The organism is Fuerstiella marisgermanici, assembly GCF_001983935.1.
Lineage (GTDB): Bacteria > Planctomycetota > Planctomycetia > Planctomycetales > Planctomycetaceae > Fuerstiella > Fuerstiella marisgermanici.
In genome coordinates, this window is the sequence record NZ_CP017641.1 from 8,281,862 (window position 1) to 8,301,789 (window position 19,928).

Consider the following 19,928-nt stretch of genomic DNA (forward strand, 5'->3'; position numbering starts at 1 on the left):
AAAGCAAATCGGCACGCGTTCCCCGTGAATTGCTGCGCAAGATCAAAATCATAGACTCTTTAAAATGACGGATTACCCATATGAACCCAACGGCTACTAAATGCTGCTTCAGCTTAGACGCTATCAACAAGCACGCTGAAGGACACTGGCGTAAAATCCATACCAGCCTGACTCCACTTACGGAAACCCAACTCAACGGCGGCGATCACCCGTGTCCGGTTTGTGGGGGCGACGACCGCTTCAATGTTGCTCGCGACGGCGAGTACGAGCGAACGGGAAAAGTTTTCTGCAAAGATTGTGGACTTCATGGCCAACCTGGAATCGGTGTCGTCAAAGTATTCGGAAGTCAGCCCTGCAGCACGTTCCCCGAGGCGTGCTTCCAAGTCGGTACTTGGCTGATTGAGCATGGATTTGCAACTGAGAGCGATCTCATGCCGCGAACCAAGTCAGTCCTTTTGGGTAGCGCGACTCCGAAGCATTATGGTGAAACCCACGAACCGCATCCGACTGTTTCGAAGCAAAGCGATTCCGAAACCGACGTCGGTCAACAACTGCCGAAACCGCTTAAGAGCGATAAATACCCAGTGTTTGCAACCGCACGTGAAGCACTTGCAAGTTACTGTGAACTTCGCCCCGGCGACAGAACTCACAAATATCACTCAACGCCAGATTGTTGCCCGTTCGTGTTTTCCAGCCGCGTGCATGCCTCAGGGGAAGCGAAGAGGCTCGGTGCTGAGTCAGTCATTCGCCCCGTACACAAAACAGCGGATGGCTGGCAGGGTGGACTGCAGATGCGGTTGGGGCGGCCCCTCTATGCAAAATTTCCAAGACTTCTCAGCAGCCACCGTCGATCCATTGGTCAACCGGAACCGCCGAGAAGCTTCACATTCACCATGGAAGTCTCATTCCAGACGGTCCCCGACCTGGCGGATGCGACACAAGTCTTTATTTGCGAAGACGAGCGCGACTGCGAAGCGATTCTAACCCTTGGTTTGAACGCCACGACAACCGCTGGCGGGCAGTACGCAATTTGCATGACGGACCTACGCGAATTATCTGGCAAAGATCTGATCATCATTCCGAAGCACCATGAGCATCGCAACGCGTACGCTAAGAAGTTTCGCGGCGAGCTGATTAGGCAGCTTCCGGATACGCCAGTGCAAATAAAATGTCTCGTGGACGATGGCGATTTCAAATCAAGTCGCGGTGACGGCCCCGACGCCTGGCTTAAACACTACCTCCAGCAACTTGGCCTTCACGATGACGATGGCAACCTTGATACCGAGATGCTCACTGCGCTCTATGAGCAGCTCTTGAAGGTTATTGACGATCTACCAGATCGAGCCGGCGAACAAGCATTCGAGCCAGAAGAAATGGGCTCGGTTACTGTGCCCGCCGCCGACCCCACGAAAACTCTCCATCCAGGTCCAGTTGCCGCCATGCGTGCTGTCGCGTTCGGCCTCAAACGGAGCGGTATAACTACCACACAGCGAGAACCCGACCGTCATGATCTCTATTTTTCCGGACCAGAACAGCAGGAAGCAGAGCTGATTTTCGTCAGCATCCGATGGGATCTGACAGCCGAGGAAATCGCCTCCAGCAAAAATGGCAAGACGAAAGAAATTCGACAGGTGTGCAAAGTTGAAGGCGGCTGGCAGTGTCGAAATATGTATGACGCGGGTCGGCCACTCTTCAAACTATTCCAACCAATCAACGGGACATCTGTATTCGATAGCACCACTGCGTTCGTTTGCGAAGGTGAGCCCGCCTGTGAGGCACTCCGGTCAATCGAAGTATTGGCAACAAGTCTCAGCCAGGGGGCCGCCTCACCGCGCAAGACTGATTTGTCCCCGCTCAACGGCAAGACGGTTACCTGGCTGCCTGACCATGATGAGGCGGGTGAGAAGTTCGTTCGTGCCTGCCGCGACCAGATGAATGAGCAAGCACGGGACGCAACAGTGATCGTAAAGTGCCTCAGCGACGATCCTGACTTCGGAGCAGTCATCAAACCCGGCGACGACGCTGTCGACTTGCTGGAATTTCATAAAGACAAGACACCGGCTCAGCTGCGAAACATAATCGAGTCACTACCAGACCGCAGTGGTGAACCACGATTCTGGTCAACGGAGGACAAGCTTGCTCGGATCCCACTGCCCTCAGCCAAGAAGTTGACTGCTACGCGCCAGGATGAGCTGAACGAACTCTTGTGTACGTGCGATTTAGCCTCTGGTGACGCGAAGGTTCAAGCGGAGCTCGCTGTTTGTGCGTTTGCCATCAAGCACGGTGTCTCAAAGGAGGAAACCGAAGAACACTGGTCCAGCCATGGGGGTGGCACATCAACGGATCACTTCCACACGATTTGGGCCCAAGCCGCGAAGGCATTTCGCCAAAATGCCCTGGAAAAGCTCGAAGGGAAATCGAGCAGCAAACGCCAAGAGTCGTCTACCCGGATTTCCACACCAGCCGACGAACAGGGACCTACAAAAAACAATGCGAGCGAGAAGGATGATGCGAGCTCGATGGACTACGCCACCACCGGGATTGCATTTCTGACCATCAACTACCGACGCAAAATCGCCGCAAAGGAACATTACACACTTGTCCACTGGAACGGAAGTTTCCATGAATGGTCCGGTGCCTGGCGGCAAATCGAAGACGCCAAAATCGAGTCGGAGGTTTGGCACTACATTGATGAAACCTACGAGCGGTTCAGTGACAGTGATGTCCGCAATGTCGTCGCGGCTATCAGGCGAAAGTGCTACCAGTCGAACGAAATCAGCTACAACACGTGGTCCAGTGGTGTGGATCGAGGGTTCCGCATCGCTGTCGATGACGGAAGCTTGCTTGACCCTGCCCGTGGAACCATCGAGGCCCCTTCACACGATTGGTTCAGTCGAACGATTCTTCCCATCGCGTACGACAAAAATGCTAAGTGTGAGCTTTGGGAAAAGGTCCTCCTCCAGAACCTGGAGGGCGACATGGACCGCTACAAGCTGCTACAGGAATTTGCTGGCTACTGTCTTTGGTCGGAACTCACCTTTCAGAAGTTTCTGATTCTGCTTGGCGAAGGAGCCAACGGAAAATCAGTCTTCCTCGCCGGACTCAGTGCCCTGCTGGGCTTGGACAACATCAGTAACTGCAACCTGGAGTCACTTACGTCGAACCGATTTGCGACCGTCACAACGCTGGGATGTCTGGCGAACCTGAGCGCCGAAATCTCGAACGTCGATAGAGCCTCCGAGGGCGTACTCAAGCAGCTTTCGAGTGGTGACATCATGCCATTCGAGCAGAAGCACAAACCAATCGTCTACGCGAAGCCAACGGCAAAGCTCATTTTTTCGTGCAACGACATGCCCCGTTTCACGGACAAGAGTTTCGGTCTCTACCGCCGGATGATTGTAGTCCCGTTCAACCGAGAAGTTCCGGAGCATGAAAGGATCCATGACCTCGACAAACCCCACCGGTGGAAGGACGAACTGCCTGGAATGCTCAACTGGGCGATCGAGGGGCTACAACGGTTACTGGAACAAAAGCAATTCACGTATTCCGAAGTATGCCAGGCAGCGCTGACCGACTACAAATTCGAATCGAATCCCGCCGCAGCATTTCTTGAGGAACGGGTCACTCCCGACGGGCGGCCGAACGTGAGAATCCTCAAACAGGAATTATATAATGCTTATAGCAATTGGTGTGGGCACCACGGTCGTCGACGATTGGGTGACGGCGAATTCGCGAAAGAGGTCCGCCGCAAATTCAAGGTCAGTGACGCCCGACCAAGCATTGACGGACTGAGGCAACGTGTCTGGCGAGGCATTCGCATGCTCTCCCTGAAAGAGCAACGAGAGCGTCTGGATGACGAAGAAGCGGAATCGCAATTAGACCAGTTGCAGAGAGACCTCGACTGATGCATTCAACCTTCTCGAGTGGTCCAAGTGGTCCGGCCCGGTCCAAGGTACCAGAATCACCCTGGACCACATTTTCCCCTGCTTTTCTATTGGCGAAACACACTCCGGTCCAAGTGGTCCAGGGTAATTCAAGGTTAATTAATCGTTATAGATATGACACACGTATACACGTACACGCGTGCACGCGCGCGTACGCGTATATAAGAAGTAGTACGAAATCACCTGGACCACCTGGACCACTTTCACGCGACCAGTGTTTTCATTACTCAGATGCCGATTGCACCCTGGGACTACCTGCCGTGCAGTTGGACCGGCTGCCGTGTAGTTGGACCGGCTCAGCGGCAAACTGCTCTGGTAATGAAAGAATCGGATGAATGGGAGGTTTGGGGCGTGTTTGCAGAGTGCGAGATCTGCTGGCGCGATCCATTGCAAAAAATGTTTCAGCCTCTCCCCGCCCAAAAAATCGACTGCCGAGCTGGCATGCGGGTCGGCGCAAACTCAACCCCATCAGCACCTTGCCTTTAAAGTGGATTCGTTTATCCACTTTTACTGAGTAGGTGTAAATTTACCCACTCGCCGTATCCCAAAGGGGCCGAACCATGGATTTCGATAACACCTTTGACGCTCACCTCATGGAACTGCTGGAAACCGATTTCGGTCATGGGTTTAAACATCGCCATATGATGGAGTTCTGCTACCTGCTCGATCAGATTGTCCGACGCGGGCTGCCAATATCGATCAAACAACACACGACGGTCGACTTGACGCTCAAAACGAAAATTGCCGGTGCCCAATGCAAGTTCAGCGAGCGATCAAACGGCTACCTTCGCGAATTGTTCCGGATCGGCAGAAGCATATTTCCAAGCGATTTTAAGAATCAACTTATGGCTGAAGCCAAGGGGCGATTGGACGAATCCAGGTTTCAGCTAAACCGACTGATTGAAACTCGAGATGCGTGGAACGCGTACGAGCAGAATCGGCTTGCCATCGGAACTCTTCGGCGGAGGCGATGATTCAGGCCATCAATTCGCATGCAAGTATCGCTGAACAGTTCGTCGAGAAATCCCCAGTGCTATCGCAATCTCGGCATCCGACAAGCCTCGCGCTCGCAGTTCTTTCGCACGCTTCGGCTTGGCTTTCAAAGTGCCGCGTTTTCGGCCACTGTAGATACCGCGCTCCTTCGCTGCAGCGATGCCGGCCGCCTGCCTTTCCCGGATGGACTCGCGTTCCATCTCAGCAATTCCCAGCAAGACAGCAGCCAGCATCTTGCCGACCGCGCCGTTGAAATCGATTTGCTGGGTGACTGAGACAACTCGCAAGCCGCGATCGCACCAATCCGCCAAAGTGTTGATCCCGTCGCGCAGGTTGCGGCTGAGACGGTCGAGCTTCCACACCGCGATGGCATCGACCTCTCCATTGAAAACAGCACGTTGCAATCGTTCGAATGCAGGTCGATGCAGATCTTTGCCGCTCGCCTTGTCGACGAACCACTCAACCGAGTCTGCCGGAACCCCGTTACCATCAAGCCATCGCCGAAGCTCGCGTTCCTGGGCGGATGTGTTTTGGTCCGTGCTTGAAACTCGAACGTAAATTCCCCATCGCATTTTCGTTGTCTCCCCTGTTGCCAAAAACGGTGTACCTCAACTGGCACACCTTCCAGCAGCTAAAACGCCGGATGATTTCCAGCGGTTTTGGGACCGCCGAAGCCGGGACTCTTTTTGTCACAGGGCTGGCCGATAGCGGCGCACAAAAAAGCCCGCCACCAGTAATCGCCGGTGACGGGCTGCAAGTCGAATTGCAGGACCTCAGCAGCCCGCGAAACTCAGCGTCTGCGATTCCAGAATCTCAACCGCTTGCTCTGGCAGAAACTCGCCAGCGTCCAATCGGCTCAGCATTTTTCGTAGATTGAATTCGCATTGGGCAGCGAGGCGAACGTAGGCGACCAGCTCCTGGCCGGATTCGAGCCCTTCATCAACGGCAATCTGCATCGCCCTTTGGGCAAACAGCGTGGCGTATCGTTCGCCTTCCAGCTCAAAAACCGTACATCGGCTTTCGAGTGCGCCAGAATCGGCATCATCGAACAAACCAATCTGTTTCTGCCGAACACCTTGGGTGGTAAAGATCCACGCCTCGTGACTTCGAATGTCTTCGAGACAAGTCAGAAGCCTGCCAATGACGCGAGAATCCAATTTGTGGCATTCGTTAATGACGTGGACCTTGCCGGGTTTATTGCCAAGTAGAAGCTGGCCGCGCTTGCTGACGATGTCATCGATGCCGGACGTTGTCACCTTCGAGCCATCGATTTCAACAACATTATCCGGATCGCATATCTCACGAGCGAGGATGTACGCCACGGATGATTTTCCGACGCCGGATGGACCGGTGAATAGAAACGCCCGCCCACCGATATCCCCGGCAGTTGCCATGCGGATCAGCCTCAGCTTCATGCGAGCGTGGCCGACAACATCATCCCAACATTGGGGGCGGTACTTCGTGAACAAATTCATGGTGGTCTCCAGTCGGTGAGTTCGAACCGGCCCGGCGACGTTGCCTGGCCAACCGTCGAAACGTCGTGATGCCAGCGGTTGTCGGCGCATAAAAAAGCCCTGCCGCACCGAAGCACGACAGGGCCACCCCACGCGGAGACCAATCCGCAGGGTTGAGTCAAGTTGTCATGGAGCCGACGACGAGTGGTTGCTTTTCGGTTGAATCTTCCTTTGCTTCAAACTTCCTTCCGAGAATCATGTCGGCAGCTTTCTGAGCAGCACCGGCAGCGGAAGCGATCAGCCGTTTGTCTCCTTTCAGAACTCGAATCCAGCCATTCAGGTATGCTGCCGAATTCTCAATCGTGTCTGATTCAATTCCGCATTCCCCGCACAGGAACGCGGCACCGAGTTCAGCAATCAGTTCCTCTTTCGCATACGGATCCGTGCCGAATCCGCCAGACTCGAATCGGTTCAGGCGATCGGTGTGGCCCGTGCTATGAGCCAATTCGTGAAACAGCGTTGAGTAGTACTCCGCTGAAGCTTCGAACCGATCTCGATCAGGCATCAGCAAAGAGTCATCGGAAGGACAATAAGCCGCACGGTTTCCGCCGTGGTTAATCCGGTTCCGAAGCCCCGATGATTCGAGCCACGTGTCGGCAATGCGCTCGGCGTTCTCAATGGCCTCCCACTCGCTGGGTTCGTAAATGTCTGGCTCAGCTTTCAGTTTCGATTCATCGAGTTTCTTGCACTGCTCAACATTAAAAACGCGGTAGTACCGTAGCAGCGGAATTCTCTTCACCTCGCCAGTGTCCCCATCAGCTTTCTCCAGCCACTTCCAGAACACAACGAGTGACGACGACTCGCCTTTCTTCACTGTCCCTCCAGCATCCTTCGCTTGTTTGAACGTCAGCCAACGGTGGTCCTTGTAGCCGTTGCTGATCTTTGCAACTTCCAACAGGAACGGGTTGATGCCACGATAGTGCGAGCCGGTTCTGCCGTTGCAGGGATGCAGGTTTTGCCCCTTCCACGGTTTTCGCCACGGGACGGTTCCCCGTTCAAGTAACTCAACTACGCGGTCCGTCACCATTTCATAAACATCGACTTTCATCAGTGGTCTCCAGAGTGTTGGCAAAATGAAAAGACGACGACCGGAGCATTGCCAGCTACCCCGAATCGCCACCCAATAAAACGCCCTGATGAGAGCACCAGTCCTCACTCACCGAGGCGTGTCATCTGTTCGCAAATCGCCACTGCCGCCGGGACTGCGAACGCACCGCACGTTTGCAACTGATCAGGTGCAGAGCCGCCGTTCCGCAGCCACTGCTTCAAGTCTTCAGCCGCCTCGCCAACTTCATTCCAGTCGTTCAGCTCGAACGCTTCAGCCATTCGTCTGAAGCACGCCGTTGGGTCCATGTCTCGTCTCCTCGTTCTAAGGGGAGCAAGTCGCGCCTTATCGGCTCGCCAACTCCACTCCACTCCCTACCTCCCAGAAAATCCGGGGCGACGCTCGCCGCAGAAAAGCCGGACGTTCCGCCGACGAAAACGTGGTGAACGGTCACGCATAACATGGAAGTGAATCGGAATCGGGCGACAAACCGCCCTGGCTGGCGTTTACTGGGGCAGAGGCAACGCAGCGTGCGACGCCAACGACGAAACCCAAGCGGAGACCCGAACAATGACAACGAGACACGACCACCACTCGAGCGAAGGCAAAGAAGCTCTTGCGCATGCCTGCATTGCAGAGGCGAAACGACGCAAGCGGCCAGAGCTTGCGGGGGATTTCTACTGTCAAGCTGTTCACGAATCGCGTGAGGGAAGGCGAACCGGTTACAACGCGAAGCAGGTTGCGTGGCAAGCTGCCGGACACCTCTTGAAGAACATGAAAGCAGCGTGCGACCGGGCACCTGAGCACTTCGGCGGGGATGCATTGATCCCGATGACGGGAACAGACTACGGCGATACGTTCACGCGGCAGATGGAATTTGCGTTTGACTTGTCGCAGGCAATCGGCGAACGACTTGCCATACATCGAATGCAAACCGTTCTAGCGTTGCGTGCATTCATTCGTGAACCGCTGAAGGTATCACGAGCAAGTATGCCACCGAAGCAGCTCGACCGAGGCCCACTGGCTCGCCGCATCAAGTCGCGACGGGCAACGCTGATGGCAGCTTGAAGAATCGCAACGTCTCGACCGCAGGCGGACAGTTCCGCCAGCACCATTTTCTTAGTTCCCAATTCGGAATTCCAACCATGCAAACATACTCAGACGAACAATTCACAAGCTTGATCTCAAACGGCGCAGCGCCATCGGCCGTTATCCAGGCGGCTGGCGAAAATGTGCCCTTCGACGTCCTGCTTTCCTGGGCGAAATCTCGGGAGAACATCCCGCAGAAGATCGCAGGCTTCACGGCCGAGGCCAAGGCACGGAAGGCAGCCGCAGAGAACGCACCGGTCAAGCTCAGACCGGGTCGCGACGAAGGAGTCATATTGAAGGCAGGCAAGAATCGCGGAAAACCTGGCCAGGCAACTGGGGCAGTTCTGGAGATTGCCGGAGCCCCGCGAGTGTTCCTCGCATGCACGGCTGGGCAAGTGGCATCAGTCCTGGCGAATCCAATGCTGTCGCTCAAACTCGCCATAGAAATGGACCGAGGCGAACACGATGGTCGCGGCTACGTGCGAGACGCCGAATATTCAGCGCTCAGCAGCCTTGAGAAGCTCTGGACCACATACCAACCACTCAACGTTGAGACGCTTTTGCAGGCCGCACAGCAATCCCACAGCCCCCAGCATGAGGCATCAGCGGCGTCAGTCGGTCAAAGTGTCTCACAGGCAGCCTGACAAGCTGCGAAGTAACTCGGACGAACTCAGACACGGCAATCGGAAACGGTTGCCGTGTTTTCGCGTGCGCACTGCTGGAAATCGGAAACCAACAAGCCGAAGGCTGATTCATTGTGCAAACGAGCGAGCCCAATTCGCGCGTTCTTACCAGCCTGAACTCAAATCAAAGTTGTCGAAAGGGGGTGGCCCTTCCCCACTAAGCGCAGGATAGCTATTTACCTCGCTCGCCCGAAATTTTTCAGATTTCAAACACCTTACCCAATCATTGGGTAAGGTGGCCTGTCTGCTATTCGCGAGAGCGAATACATGGACTTTCATTGTCCGGAATTCCATTTGCGACAATGTCGCTTTACACGCTGGTGCTGTTGGGTACATGAATCGGCATCAGGTATGGATACGGAACTGCTCGATCGAGGTTACGGCGAAATATCTCGGCATTGATCTGGCCCAGGGCACACTGAAACTCGTGAATGATCTCCTCCAAATCTGGGTCGTTATCAGTGTCGAAGTCTTTGGGTTCGTAATAACCGAGGATGTCGTACTTTAGCGAGCTGAGAGCATACATGAGTCCGGTTTGGCGAAAACTGGCGTGCAGGTTGGGGAGAAAATTGTCGAACGGAAAATGAGGGTTGTCGCCCGTTGGGAACTCCTGAAACATGGAGAACGGCGCGTTGGCCACAAATCCGAAGTGGTCCCACTGGCTGAAATTCAGGGCTGCATGGAGTGGTCCCGATGACCAGATGATTCTCGTCAGCATTTTTGCCAGTGACTTTATGTCCTGAATTCGGTCGACGCCGTCAATGCGACCTTCGCCGGACAACTCACTAGTAAAGTTTTGCAACTCGATATCGTCGATGATTAGTTGATCATCTTGGTAGTAGTGCTCTACGTAGGCCAGTGTGAAATTTGTGATTGCGTCCCAGAGCAGCTTGCCATCATCTCGGTATGGATAGTCGACGTTTACATCCTGTGCGTCATCATCATCTTTTGACATCTGCCGTGTACGTACCTCCTCATCCCAGTCGGCGAGCACTTTGAAATCGTAGCTGCGTCTAGCGACCTCCAAAATTCCGTGAGAGCCTTCGACAAGTGGTGGTGCAAGTAGCTGGTCGATGTTGTCACCTTCGTTGAACAGAAACGCGTCTACTTGATCATTGATTGCCAGTAACATGCGGAGGTGTGGTCGTAGCAGAATCAGCACGGGATGGTCCGTGTGAAACGTTCGCTCCGCTGCCACTTTCACGGCTTCCAGAACGAAGTGGCACCGCATTGCATGGCTGTCCAGTTCATGAATCTGCGCGTCCGCGCTTTGCACTGCCAACTTGGCAATTGGCCAAAGCTTCGGATGCTTGGGTGTAATCACGTCAGCATTGACTCGTCGCTCGATTTGAATTCCAACTGGTCGCATCTGTCCATTCGTTCCACTGCCTTCCCAGTAGAACAGCGCAATAGGAGCTTCGAAATATTTGACGGCAGCAGGGATGATGGGGTTGATCTCAGGGATCGCCGAACTTAGTCCCATGCCGCTGAGTTCGGTAAAATCTGCAAGGATTTCGTAATCGCAAATGAATATGCGACCTTCGTCGATGGCCGGCTCAAGTTTTACGCCAATGACCTCAACAATATGTTCATCTTTGAAGGCGGTTTCCTTCAAGTCCTCAATCTTCTGCACGCGTTTAATGACCAACGGGTTGGCACCAGCCAATCGCTGTCGACCAAAGTAGGTGTCGTCCACATAATGCTCCACGCTGATCGGAGTGGGAATGTGAGTAAACATGTTGGAGATATCGAGCAGGCCCTGCGGACTGGTCAACTGACCGCCGAATACACCGGACACCAGATTTGCAACCTGCTCAACTTCTGCCACCAGTTCGTCAAACCTTTCCTGCCAGCGACCTGTCGGTTTGTCCAGTTCTGGCAGCAGGCCCTGACCGGACGGCCCTAGCCCGGAAATCTCACACAGAGAATGCACAAAACCGCCTCTGCGTGCGTAAGTCTTTTGTGAGAAGGATTTACGTCAACATCAGGAGGCGGTTTTGTGGTGACAGAGTGTAGCAGAGAGAAGTTGTTATTCGAGGGTCACGGTCGGCGAGAAGTTTGTGCCGCGTTTGATGGTGGAAAGATCACGTCAGATGGTGGCGGGTTGTTGTTGCGGGAAGTCGAAGAGCGGTTTGGTATCCTTCGATCGTTCACGGCGAGCTTTACGGATCATCGAAGTGAGCACAGTGAGTTCTCAGTCGAAGAACTGTTGCGGCAGCGAGTCATGGGAATCGCTCTGGGCTATGAAGATCTGAACGATCACGAGCAGTTGCGACATGATCCTCTGCTGGCTCTGATGTGCGGGCGACGAGATATCACCGGACAGGATCGTGCTGCCGAATGCAGCAAAGGTGTTCCGCTGGCCGGGAAGAGCACGCTCAATCGGTTGGAACTCACGCCGGTTGGGGCGACCAAAAACAGTCGCTACAAAAAGATCGTCGCCAGTGTTTCCACACTTCAGGATACTCTGGTCGATGTTTTCATTCGCATGCGAAGCAAGCAAGGTGTGCCGACGGAACTCGTGCTTGATCTCGACGCCACGGATGATCCGGTGCACGGCGATCAGCTCGGGAAATTTTTCCACGGCTACTACAAAAGCTACTGCTTTCTGCCGTTGTATACGTTCTGCGGCGGCTGGCCGCTCGGCGCCGTGCTGCGTCCTTCAAACATTGACGGCTGTGCGGGAACGGTGAAAGAACTCGAACGCATCGTTCCCAGGCTGCGAGCCGCATGGCCGAACGTTCGGATGATCGTTCGAGCGGACGGTGGTTTTTGTCGCGACAATATTCTCGCCTGGTGCGAGAAAAACCGTGTCGATTACATCATTGGCCTGGCAAAGAACAAGCGTCTTGTGAAGGCAATCGGGGGCGAACTTCAGCAGGCGAAGGTTCAGTTTGAAGCAACGGGCGAAGCGGCTCGGGTGTTCAAAGATTTTCGGTATCGCACGAAGGAGACATGGTCATGCGAACGCCGAGTCATCGGCAAAGCCGAACATCTTCGCAAAGGAGCCAACTCGCGTTTCGTCGTCACCAGTCTTTCGCTCGAACGCGTCGACGCACGTATGCTGTACGAAGATCGTTACTGCGCGCGGGGCGACATGGAAAACCGGATCAAGGAACAGCAGCTTTATCTGTTCGCGGATCGCACGAGCACTCACAACATGCGTTCGAATCAACTGCGGTTGCTGTTCTCGACGATGGCGTATTTGCTGCACCACGTGCTGCGGGAATTCGGCCTGGCGGGGACCGAGATGCAGAACGCTCAGGCGGGCACAATTCGTTCGAAGCTGCTGAAGATCGGCACGAAGATTCAGGTGAGCGTTCGGCGCGTGGTGATCAGCTTTTCCGAATCATATCCGTACCAGCCACTGTTCGAACGAGTCCTTGCTAATCTCCGCCGCCACAGACCGCAGGTCATGCAGGTCTGATTTCAGTGCGACAACATGAGATTCCTCAGCCGGCTTCGAAGATCGGTGACGCACCGCTGCGCGCGTCTGGAAATGTACGAAGCCACGATCCCAATTTCGGTCGAATGGGCCTCAGATTCATACCAGGATCTCAACGCCAACGAAATTCTACCACCGCCGCCTACTCAACCCCGATCGCGTGAGACATCCGGGCTAGCGGTTTCATCAATGCCAAACTCGGACTGGGAAGTGACAGGTGCCGCCATTGATATTTCTGGGCTTTGGCCAGCACTTGAGATTGACGTTGCGTGTCATTGTTTTCGGGTAGAGATGGCATGCAATAGCTCCTGAAGGATGAAGGCTCGAAATCGTCCTGCCATGTTCACCAGTAGCTGGATGGACAGATAGACGCCCTCTTCGGTGGATGGTGGCACAGGGAGTACCTGAGTACGTTTACCGCACACCCACCGGGATAGGGACAGCAAATTCGCGCCATTCTGCAAAGACTAGGAATAGCCTGAGCCACTTGAGTTTTATGGTTGTGATATCAAATCCCACCAACGACAATTGAGTGGAGCGGATAAGTTTTCCTTCGCAGCAGCATCACGTTTTCGTGTGATCTAATGGGAGTTCCGCTATGCCATACTGCACTCAGTCCACCGGTGGAAACATGCCCATGGGCGGGTCGCGAGATGCTCGTCCACGAATGAGTGGCCGTGGTCGTTCTGGGAAGGGTGGACTGTCAGTCTTCGAGCGACTTGGTGGAGCAGCGACTGGCACGCAGCAACCGGTTCCCCAATACAACAGTCAGGGCCACCGGCTCGCTGTTTCCGTGTATGGAGATCCGGGCGATCCTGATGGCGAGAATGCTGCGGGGGCCGTGCACAATTCACCTCGCGCATCCAGGCCATCCAGAAACGCGCCGTCACGACCGTACAGTTCGTCGGCCGTCCACGCGATGACTTCGATGCCGTTGGCCTTCGCACGATCGATCAGGTCCCGTGCAATTTGAGGTTTCGTCTGGAAGACGACATCGTCCGGCACGTGCGTTTTTTCGGCGCGCCGAATTGTTGGCCCATTCTCCGGGAAGGTAAAAACGCGCGTCCAACCGGCAATCGAAGCCCGGAGCCGAATTGGCCAAAGCCACGTTGTTGACGCAGTCTTCGATCTTTCCGCGGTTGCCGTAGTACTGTCGCTTAACGCCCGCTGTTTCACGACCACTTTTGGCGGTTCCCGTTTCGTCGATACAGCTGATCGCATCCGGATGAGCACGTTCGGTGGCGACGATTTGCTGACAGCGATCACGCAGCATCTGTTGATCCCAGACGATCGATTCGAGAAAACGCTGCAGCGTCCGCGGTGCCACGTTTTGATCCACAGCAATCGCTTCCGCATTCTTACGCTGCACGCCGGAAAGCAGCCCACGCACATAGATCTGCAACAGCGTTCGCCCTGCCGGGCAGGAGAAACGAGTCGGGAACTGGCCGAGCAATTTGCTCAGCTTTGCGATATCCTGCAGCGACATGGGACGACCAACCGTGGTTTCCTCGTGAAACATTTTAGCACACGAAGGGGCGTCCCTTTTTCGACTTCAAGTCAAGTGCGATAACTACCGCACAGCTGAAGACTTAAAGTCTTCAATCCAGCAGACGTGGCGCTGTCGAGCTAAGCTCACATGGAAATGTGTTCCCGGAGAGTGGTCATCATGAGAGTTTTGTTTTTGGCGCTGGCCCTGTTCGCAGGCAATCTGTCTGTCGTCGCGTTGGACGTTCGTCCTCCGAATATTGTTCTGCTTTGCACCGATGATCAGGGCTATTGGGACACGGGTGCGACGGGGAATCCGCACATCGAGACGCCGCAGATGGACCGCATTGCGTCCGAGGGCATGCAGTTGAATCGATACTACGCGGCTCCGGTTTGTGCACCGACTCGAGCGGGTTTGATGACCGGTCGGTACTACCTTCGCACCGGACTCTATAACACGCGATTCGGGGGCGATTCGCTGGGGCTGCAGGAAGTGACGTTGGCTCAGTTGCTGCAGAAAGCCGGTTATCGGACGGGGCTTTTTGGCAAATGGCATCTCGGGAAGTATCCCGACTACCAACCTCAGCGCCGCGGATTTGATGAATTCTTCGGTCACTATCATGGGCACATCGAGCGCTACGAGTTCCCCGATCAACTGCACCACAACGGCCAGCCGGTGGAAGCTCGAGGCTACGTTACGGATCTGTTCACCGACGCGGCCATCGACTTCATGGAAACCGTTGCGCCCACGCAACAGCCGTTCTTCTGCGCGGTAATGTACAACGCTCCGCACTCGCCGTGGGTCCTGGACACTTCGCACTACGGTCAGCCCGAAGGCGATCGGCTGCTGGATAAGTATCTGAAGAAGGGGCTGCCGCTGCGGGAAGCGAGAATTTACGCCTTGATTGAACGGGTCGATGTCAATCTCGGTCGCCTTCTGAGCAGTCTGGTTCGGCAGAAGCTGGCGGACGAAACGCTGGTTGTATTCACCAGCGATAACGGCGGCGTCAGCAAGTTCTGGAAGGGCGGTATGAACGGCCAAAAGGCCAGCACATACGAAGGCGGTGTGCGGGCTCCCTGCTTCGTTCGCTGGCCGAAGCACATCGAACCGGCCACAAAAAGTGATGCTCTGACTTCTCACATCGACTGGTTGCCTACGTTCTGCGAGCTTGCAGGCATCAAGGTGCCCGATGATCGCGCCGTCGACGGTCGCAGTTTGTTGCCAGTGCTGACCGGTCAGACAGAGCACCATCACAACTACGTGTACCACACGTGGGACCGGTACACGCCCAATCCTGATCGCCGCTGGGGCATCAGTGACGAACGGTGGAAACTGCTGGGGCTGTTCGGCAACAGTGCCACGCCGGACCCGACGAAGTGGCGGCTGTTCGATCTGCAGCAGGATCCGGGCGAAACCAAAAACGTAGCCGCCCGGCATCCGCAAATCGTTCAGCGGTTGCGAGAGGAGTTTGTGCGATGGTTCAACGACGTCACCGCCGGCCAGACGTACGAGCCGGTACCAATTCCCGTTGGAGATGCGGAACAACCCGTGACCAGTCTTTCTCCCAGCTGGGCGCAGTGGCACGGGAAGAATATTCACTACACGTTTGAAGGCTACGATTGGGACACGATCGACGGATGGAAGACGCCGGGCGAACGCGCCGAATGGCAGCTCGACATACAGCACTCAGGGCGATATCAGGTTCAGATCAGCTACGGGTGCCGTCCGCAGGACGCCGGAGGAGTCCTGCAGCTTAAGGTTGCCGGCCAGTCGCTGGACTTCCGGGTGACGCCGACTGCCACCGCCGACCAGTTTCGCTCCGAAACGATTGGCGTGTTCGACTTACCCGTCGGCCGAACAATACTTACGGCACGAGTCAAAACCTCTTCTGCTGGGGAATTAATGAATCTCCGCGAAATCCGTCTGGAAAGTCTCGGCGCCCATTGATCAGCTGCGGCGCGGACCGCAGAGCCCGCATGCGGCTGCCGATCTGATATTACGGCTCTGGTGCTCGTCATTTTGGCCGTCCGACGGCCGGGGCAACCAGACACGGCTAGAACTTTTCGACGGGACCGCCACGCAGTCGACCGTGTTCGAATCTCAAGTATCGGAAGAGGTTACATCAACTACGGTGTGTACGCCCCTGAAGGAGCGACTCAATTCCTACGATGCGTACGCCCCGTCAGTCGATGAAACCAAAGCAGATTCGGACGGACTTCCCAGTGCACAAGGACGGTTCGTCCTGAGCGCCCACAGAAAATCCCGCACGCTGTCCGTAAACCGTCAAAGCACGCGATCAATCTGACGACACAAATGCCCTGTCGCGCGGACTCGTTTCGATTTCTTTGACATTGGCGTCTCCTTAGTGCATTCTGAAGAGTAACTCCGAAGTCCACCGGTCATGCGCTAACGCACACCTACAACGACCACGCCTTGAAGAGCGGGTTTATGCTCTCCACGCGCCCACTTTCAGGCTGTCAAAGGAGGTGCCGGCCATCTCATGATCGGCTTTGAGCTTCTGCAACATTTCCTCTGCCGCTCGGCGAAACATCTGCTCGCGGCGGGTGCAGTCAACGCCCGGAAGACCGAAAAAGACCGCTGCTTTCGCATACCGCAGAAATTCGCGAAGCCTGCGGTCTTTTTGACTGCGGAGGACAGACCGTTTGTCAGCGCAAGTGTGTCCACATGTTGTTGTTGGACGCAGGGCATCACAAGCCGCTCGAACAACCGGAGAAAAGTGTCCGACGCGTAATATTCAGGGGTTGTGCCGTTCATGTCCAGCAACCGTTTGATCTCCGCGACGGCAGTTTCCAGTGCAGGCCGCCATAGTCCTTCTGACCATCTGTTTGCATTGGCAAGGGCAATCATAGGGGCACGTACGGCGTCGCTAATATTGAGGCCTCGCCCAAGATTCACACGAATCCGGCGGGGTGCTTCCATGTGGTGCATTTTAGGACGATGTCCATCTGGAAAATGTGTGGTTGCATCAGGGGCCATAAGGTTGGGATTGTGCTGCCGTCTGGGCATAGTCGGAATAGTGTATTCCATATAGATCCTTTGCGGAGGGCTTCGCAGCGCCGCATCTCGGAGGAATAGAAAGCTGTCTTCCTGAGCTTTCATTTTGCAAAGGCGACGAAATTCGAAACCGAATTCACTGTTGTCTGCCACGAGTTCCGTGACGCATCCGCAGCGCGATCGGTCGCAAGTACCTCGGCACGCTTTGCCTGCATTGAGCACTTAGCAAACCCCATCGTCCAGTCCAATTCCGCGGCGGCCTCAGGATGGACGGCTTGATACGTCACTGTTCCCGCTGCTTTGTCCCAGTCACGGAACACAATTTGATTTCGACAACACGGTGTCACGGAATGACTCGCCAATCTCAAATCCCTTCATGCCGAATTTCGTTGCTATCGAACCAGACAGTCATCTCCGGCACGTCTGTCGAGAAACAATAAATCTTTGGGCTGAGGAAATACGATCGTGTGCAACGTCTCGTTTGGGCGGCAAATTTGGATCAGACCGTCAACAGAATCGCCGTTGTCCACAAATGATCTCGCTGTCTTCCAGGCCGCTCGAGGTCAAGTGCTCTCTATTTCAAGACACACGGCTTCGGCCCCCCTTTGACATAGGGCTCCCACTTCCCGTGGTCCACCGGGCACCAAACATGCCTGCCGCTTGTCACGACTCGGCAGGCCGCAAAATGAAAAGTGGCATCGACGTAGGCAGGATTGTTAATGAATGCGCTAATTGGTGTATCTGTCGTCACCGTTAGAAATCTTCTGTCACCATTGGAATGATTCATCAGTTTCAAGCTGCGCTTCGGGTGCAGCATATAGTCCCAGATGGTCTCTCCACCGGTCCTTTCTTCCACCGGCGCGGGAAACTGCCGACTGTCAATCAACTGTGCATAATTATTGCCGACTGGGTAGCCATGGCTGGAGTAGAAACGCATCTTCTGGTTTGTCTTCAGTCTTACCATGGCGAACGGTGTTGGCCAGGAGCCATGTCCGGACAGTATGACGTGCGAGCGTGAAACCTTTTCAAAGTAGGACTTTTTCGCCGCAAAGGCCTGCTTCGCGCCGGGCGGCGGCCCCGGGGCTGTGACCGATGTTGCGGTGGCTGCAGTCGGTTTCGTAGCCAGACTTCCGATTGCTGCCTGAAGAGTTGCATCCGAAATGCCGTATGCTGCAGGGGCGACACCCGTTGTCCCCCCGGTCGGAATCGACGGGATAGGTCTGGGAGCCTGCAGTTGCAGGAGGTAATGGGCAATCCGTCTCTGTAGCTTCGATTCCGACCGCCGCTTGTAGGCAGCCTTCCAGCTCTTAGCGACGGCAGTTGACGGCGGTAATGTTGCAGCGAGTTTAGTCAAAATTAATCCTCGAATGGCATGCCGCTGAGACTTTGTTGTGCCGCCCCTGCCAAATCGAGAAAAACCCAGCGATAGTGCTTTGCTAATTGTCGCGGCACTGAAGATCGAATCTCCGTTGACGTAGTTGACCAGCAGTTGAACACTGACCTTCGATACGCCCGGTACGCCGGCTACATAATTCAATGTATCTTGAATGCGATCCTGGTCTGATTTACCCCACGACATAATTTGCTCCTGTGTGTTGATGGCCAGAACGGCCAACGAGAAAGAAAATGCACTTGACGGTCAAAATGATCACGAAATGATGGTAGTTGCTTGCTGCGAAACCCACTGCCGAGGCTCGATGCAGACGAATTCCGCATGGCTACAGCCAGAACGCCCATTCGGTGTTAACGGCGGTGTCTCGGCCCGCGTCACCTTCGAGTACGTCTCGCAGGTCGGGTTTATGCTCGCCACGCACCCACTTTCAGGCTGTCAAAGGTGCCAGGCAGCTCATGATCGGCTTTGAGCTTCTGCAACATTTCCTCTGCCGCTCGGCGAAACATCTGCTCGCGGCGGGTGCACTCAATGTCCGGAAGACCGAAAAAGACCGATGCTTTCGCATACCGCAGAAATTCGCGAAGCCTGAGGTCTTTTTTGACTGCGGAGGACAGACCGTTTGTCAGCGCAAGTGTGTCCACATGTTGTTGTTGGACGCAGGGCATCACAAGCCGCTCGAACAACTGCAGAAAAGCGTCCGACGCGTAATATTCACCGGTTGTGCCGTTCATGTCCAGCAACCGTTTGATATCCGCGACGGCAGTTTCCAGTGCAGGTCGCCATAATCCTTCTGACCATCTGTTTGCATTGGCAAGGGCAATCATAGGGGCACGTACGGCGTCGCTAATATTGAGGCCTCGCCCAAGATTCACGCGAACCCGGCGGGGTGTCGCCACGATGTGCGTTTTAGGACGATGTCCAAATGGAAACTGTGGGGTTGCATCATAGGCTTGAAGGTTGCCTGGGCGCGGCCCTGAGCCCAACGTCGGAATAATATATTCCAGATAGATTCTTTGCGGAGGCCTTCGCCGCACGACGTCGTGGAGGAACAGAAAATTGTCTTCCTGAAATTTCATTTTGCAAAGACGACGAAATTCGAAACCGAATTCACCGTTGTCTGCCACGAGTTCCGTGACGCTCTCAATTTTGAAATACTTGTTGCCAAACCGGATCATCTTGTGAGCCTTTCTTCTGACTTTTAAGTCTGCCCCGCAAGTTGTGCTGCGAGGCTTTACGACCATTGGTTCTCCGGCAACAACCAGAAACTAACACTCAACCTGTGAGATTCCGAAAAACTCTGGCGGCTGCCGGCTTTTTGCCG

At 54.9% G+C, this 19,928-nt stretch carries 14 protein-coding genes and 2 pseudogenes; 7 read left to right on the forward strand and 9 right to left on the reverse strand.

The features are described 5' to 3' along the window. Positions 1-80 precede the first annotated feature (80 nt). From Fuma_RS36940 to Fuma_RS31310, 3 genes and pseudogenes are all read left to right on the forward strand, one after another. Positions 81-269, forward strand: a pseudogene (locus tag Fuma_RS36940) (hypothetical protein); the annotation flags it as partial. A 624-nt stretch (positions 270-893) separates the two neighbouring features. Next, on the forward strand, positions 894-3,905 hold the full coding sequence (locus Fuma_RS31305; protein WP_229360788.1) for a phage/plasmid primase, P4 family: 3,012 nt from the start codon (positions 894-896) through the stop codon (positions 3,903-3,905). A gap of 599 nt (positions 3,906-4,504) precedes the next feature. Continuing rightward, positions 4,505-4,918, forward strand: coding sequence for a hypothetical protein (locus Fuma_RS31310; RefSeq protein WP_077027576.1), 414 nt, complete (start codon positions 4,505-4,507; stop codon positions 4,916-4,918). A gap of 9 nt (positions 4,919-4,927) precedes the next feature. On the opposite strand, the gene Fuma_RS31315 is transcribed toward Fuma_RS31310, so the two are convergent. From Fuma_RS31315 to Fuma_RS31330, 4 genes are all read right to left on the reverse strand, one after another. Beyond that, a complete protein-coding gene (locus Fuma_RS31315; RefSeq protein ID WP_077027577.1) occupies positions 4,928-5,509 on the reverse strand; it encodes a recombinase family protein in 582 nt (193 codons plus the stop codon). A gap of 201 nt (positions 5,510-5,710) precedes the next feature. Next, on the reverse strand, positions 5,711-6,412 hold the full coding sequence (locus Fuma_RS31320) for an AAA family ATPase (protein WP_158521196.1): 702 nt from the start codon (positions 6,410-6,412) through the stop codon (positions 5,711-5,713). Between the two features lie 157 nt (positions 6,413-6,569). Continuing rightward, positions 6,570-7,499: an ArdC family protein gene (locus tag Fuma_RS31325; protein ID WP_077027579.1), complete on the reverse strand. Its 930-nt coding sequence runs from the start codon at positions 7,497-7,499 to the stop codon at positions 6,570-6,572. Positions 7,500-7,603: 104 nt separating this feature from the next. Beyond that, on the reverse strand, positions 7,604-7,804 hold the full coding sequence (locus tag Fuma_RS31330; RefSeq protein WP_077027580.1) for a hypothetical protein: 201 nt from the start codon (positions 7,802-7,804) through the stop codon (positions 7,604-7,606). Between the two features lie 262 nt (positions 7,805-8,066). On the opposite strand from Fuma_RS31330, the gene Fuma_RS31335 reads away from it, so the two are divergent. Further along, on the forward strand, positions 8,067-8,564 hold the full coding sequence (locus tag Fuma_RS31335; protein WP_077027581.1) for a hypothetical protein: 498 nt from the start codon (positions 8,067-8,069) through the stop codon (positions 8,562-8,564). Between the two features lie 77 nt (positions 8,565-8,641). Beyond that, the gene (locus Fuma_RS31340; RefSeq protein WP_077027582.1) at positions 8,642-9,229 is read left to right on the forward strand and encodes a hypothetical protein; all 588 of its coding nucleotides are present in this window, start codon (positions 8,642-8,644) and stop codon (positions 9,227-9,229) included. A 349-nt stretch (positions 9,230-9,578) separates the two neighbouring features. Here Fuma_RS31340 and Fuma_RS31345 read toward each other — a convergent pair whose 3' ends face one another. Continuing rightward, positions 9,579-11,201 carry a lipoxygenase family protein gene (locus tag Fuma_RS31345; RefSeq protein WP_077027583.1) on the reverse strand — a complete coding sequence of 541 codons (1,623 nt, stop codon included), beginning with the start codon at positions 11,199-11,201 and terminating at the stop codon, positions 9,579-9,581. Positions 11,202-11,267: 66 nt separating this feature from the next. On the opposite strand from Fuma_RS31345, the gene Fuma_RS31350 reads away from it, so the two are divergent. Continuing rightward, entirely contained in the window at positions 11,268-12,695 is a 1,428-nt protein-coding gene (locus tag Fuma_RS31350) for an IS1380 family transposase (RefSeq protein ID WP_077025137.1), read from the forward strand. A 290-nt stretch (positions 12,696-12,985) separates the two neighbouring features. Here the strand turns inward: Fuma_RS31350 and Fuma_RS36510 are convergent, their stop codons facing one another. Further along, a complete protein-coding gene (locus Fuma_RS36510; protein WP_257787784.1) occupies positions 12,986-13,108 on the reverse strand; it encodes a hypothetical protein in 123 nt (40 codons plus the stop codon). Positions 13,109-13,481: 373 nt separating this feature from the next. Continuing rightward, positions 13,482-14,232, reverse strand: a pseudogene (locus tag Fuma_RS36325) (IS701 family transposase). A 147-nt stretch (positions 14,233-14,379) separates the two neighbouring features. On the opposite strand from Fuma_RS36325, the gene Fuma_RS31360 reads away from it, so the two are divergent. Continuing rightward, a complete protein-coding gene (locus Fuma_RS31360; RefSeq protein WP_077027585.1) occupies positions 14,380-16,146 on the forward strand; it encodes an arylsulfatase in 1,767 nt (588 codons plus the stop codon). Between the two features lie 1,642 nt (positions 16,147-17,788). Here Fuma_RS31360 and Fuma_RS31375 read toward each other — a convergent pair. Together Fuma_RS31375 and Fuma_RS31380 are read right to left on the reverse strand one after the other, a co-directional pair. Continuing rightward, complete coding sequence (locus tag Fuma_RS31375) at positions 17,789-18,793, reverse strand: putative adhesin (RefSeq protein WP_077027588.1); 1,005 nt, start codon at positions 18,791-18,793, stop codon at positions 17,789-17,791. Positions 18,794-19,011: 218 nt separating this feature from the next. Beyond that, on the reverse strand, positions 19,012-19,782 hold the full coding sequence (locus tag Fuma_RS31380) for a hypothetical protein (RefSeq protein ID WP_077027589.1): 771 nt from the start codon (positions 19,780-19,782) through the stop codon (positions 19,012-19,014). Positions 19,783-19,928 lie beyond the last annotated feature (146 nt).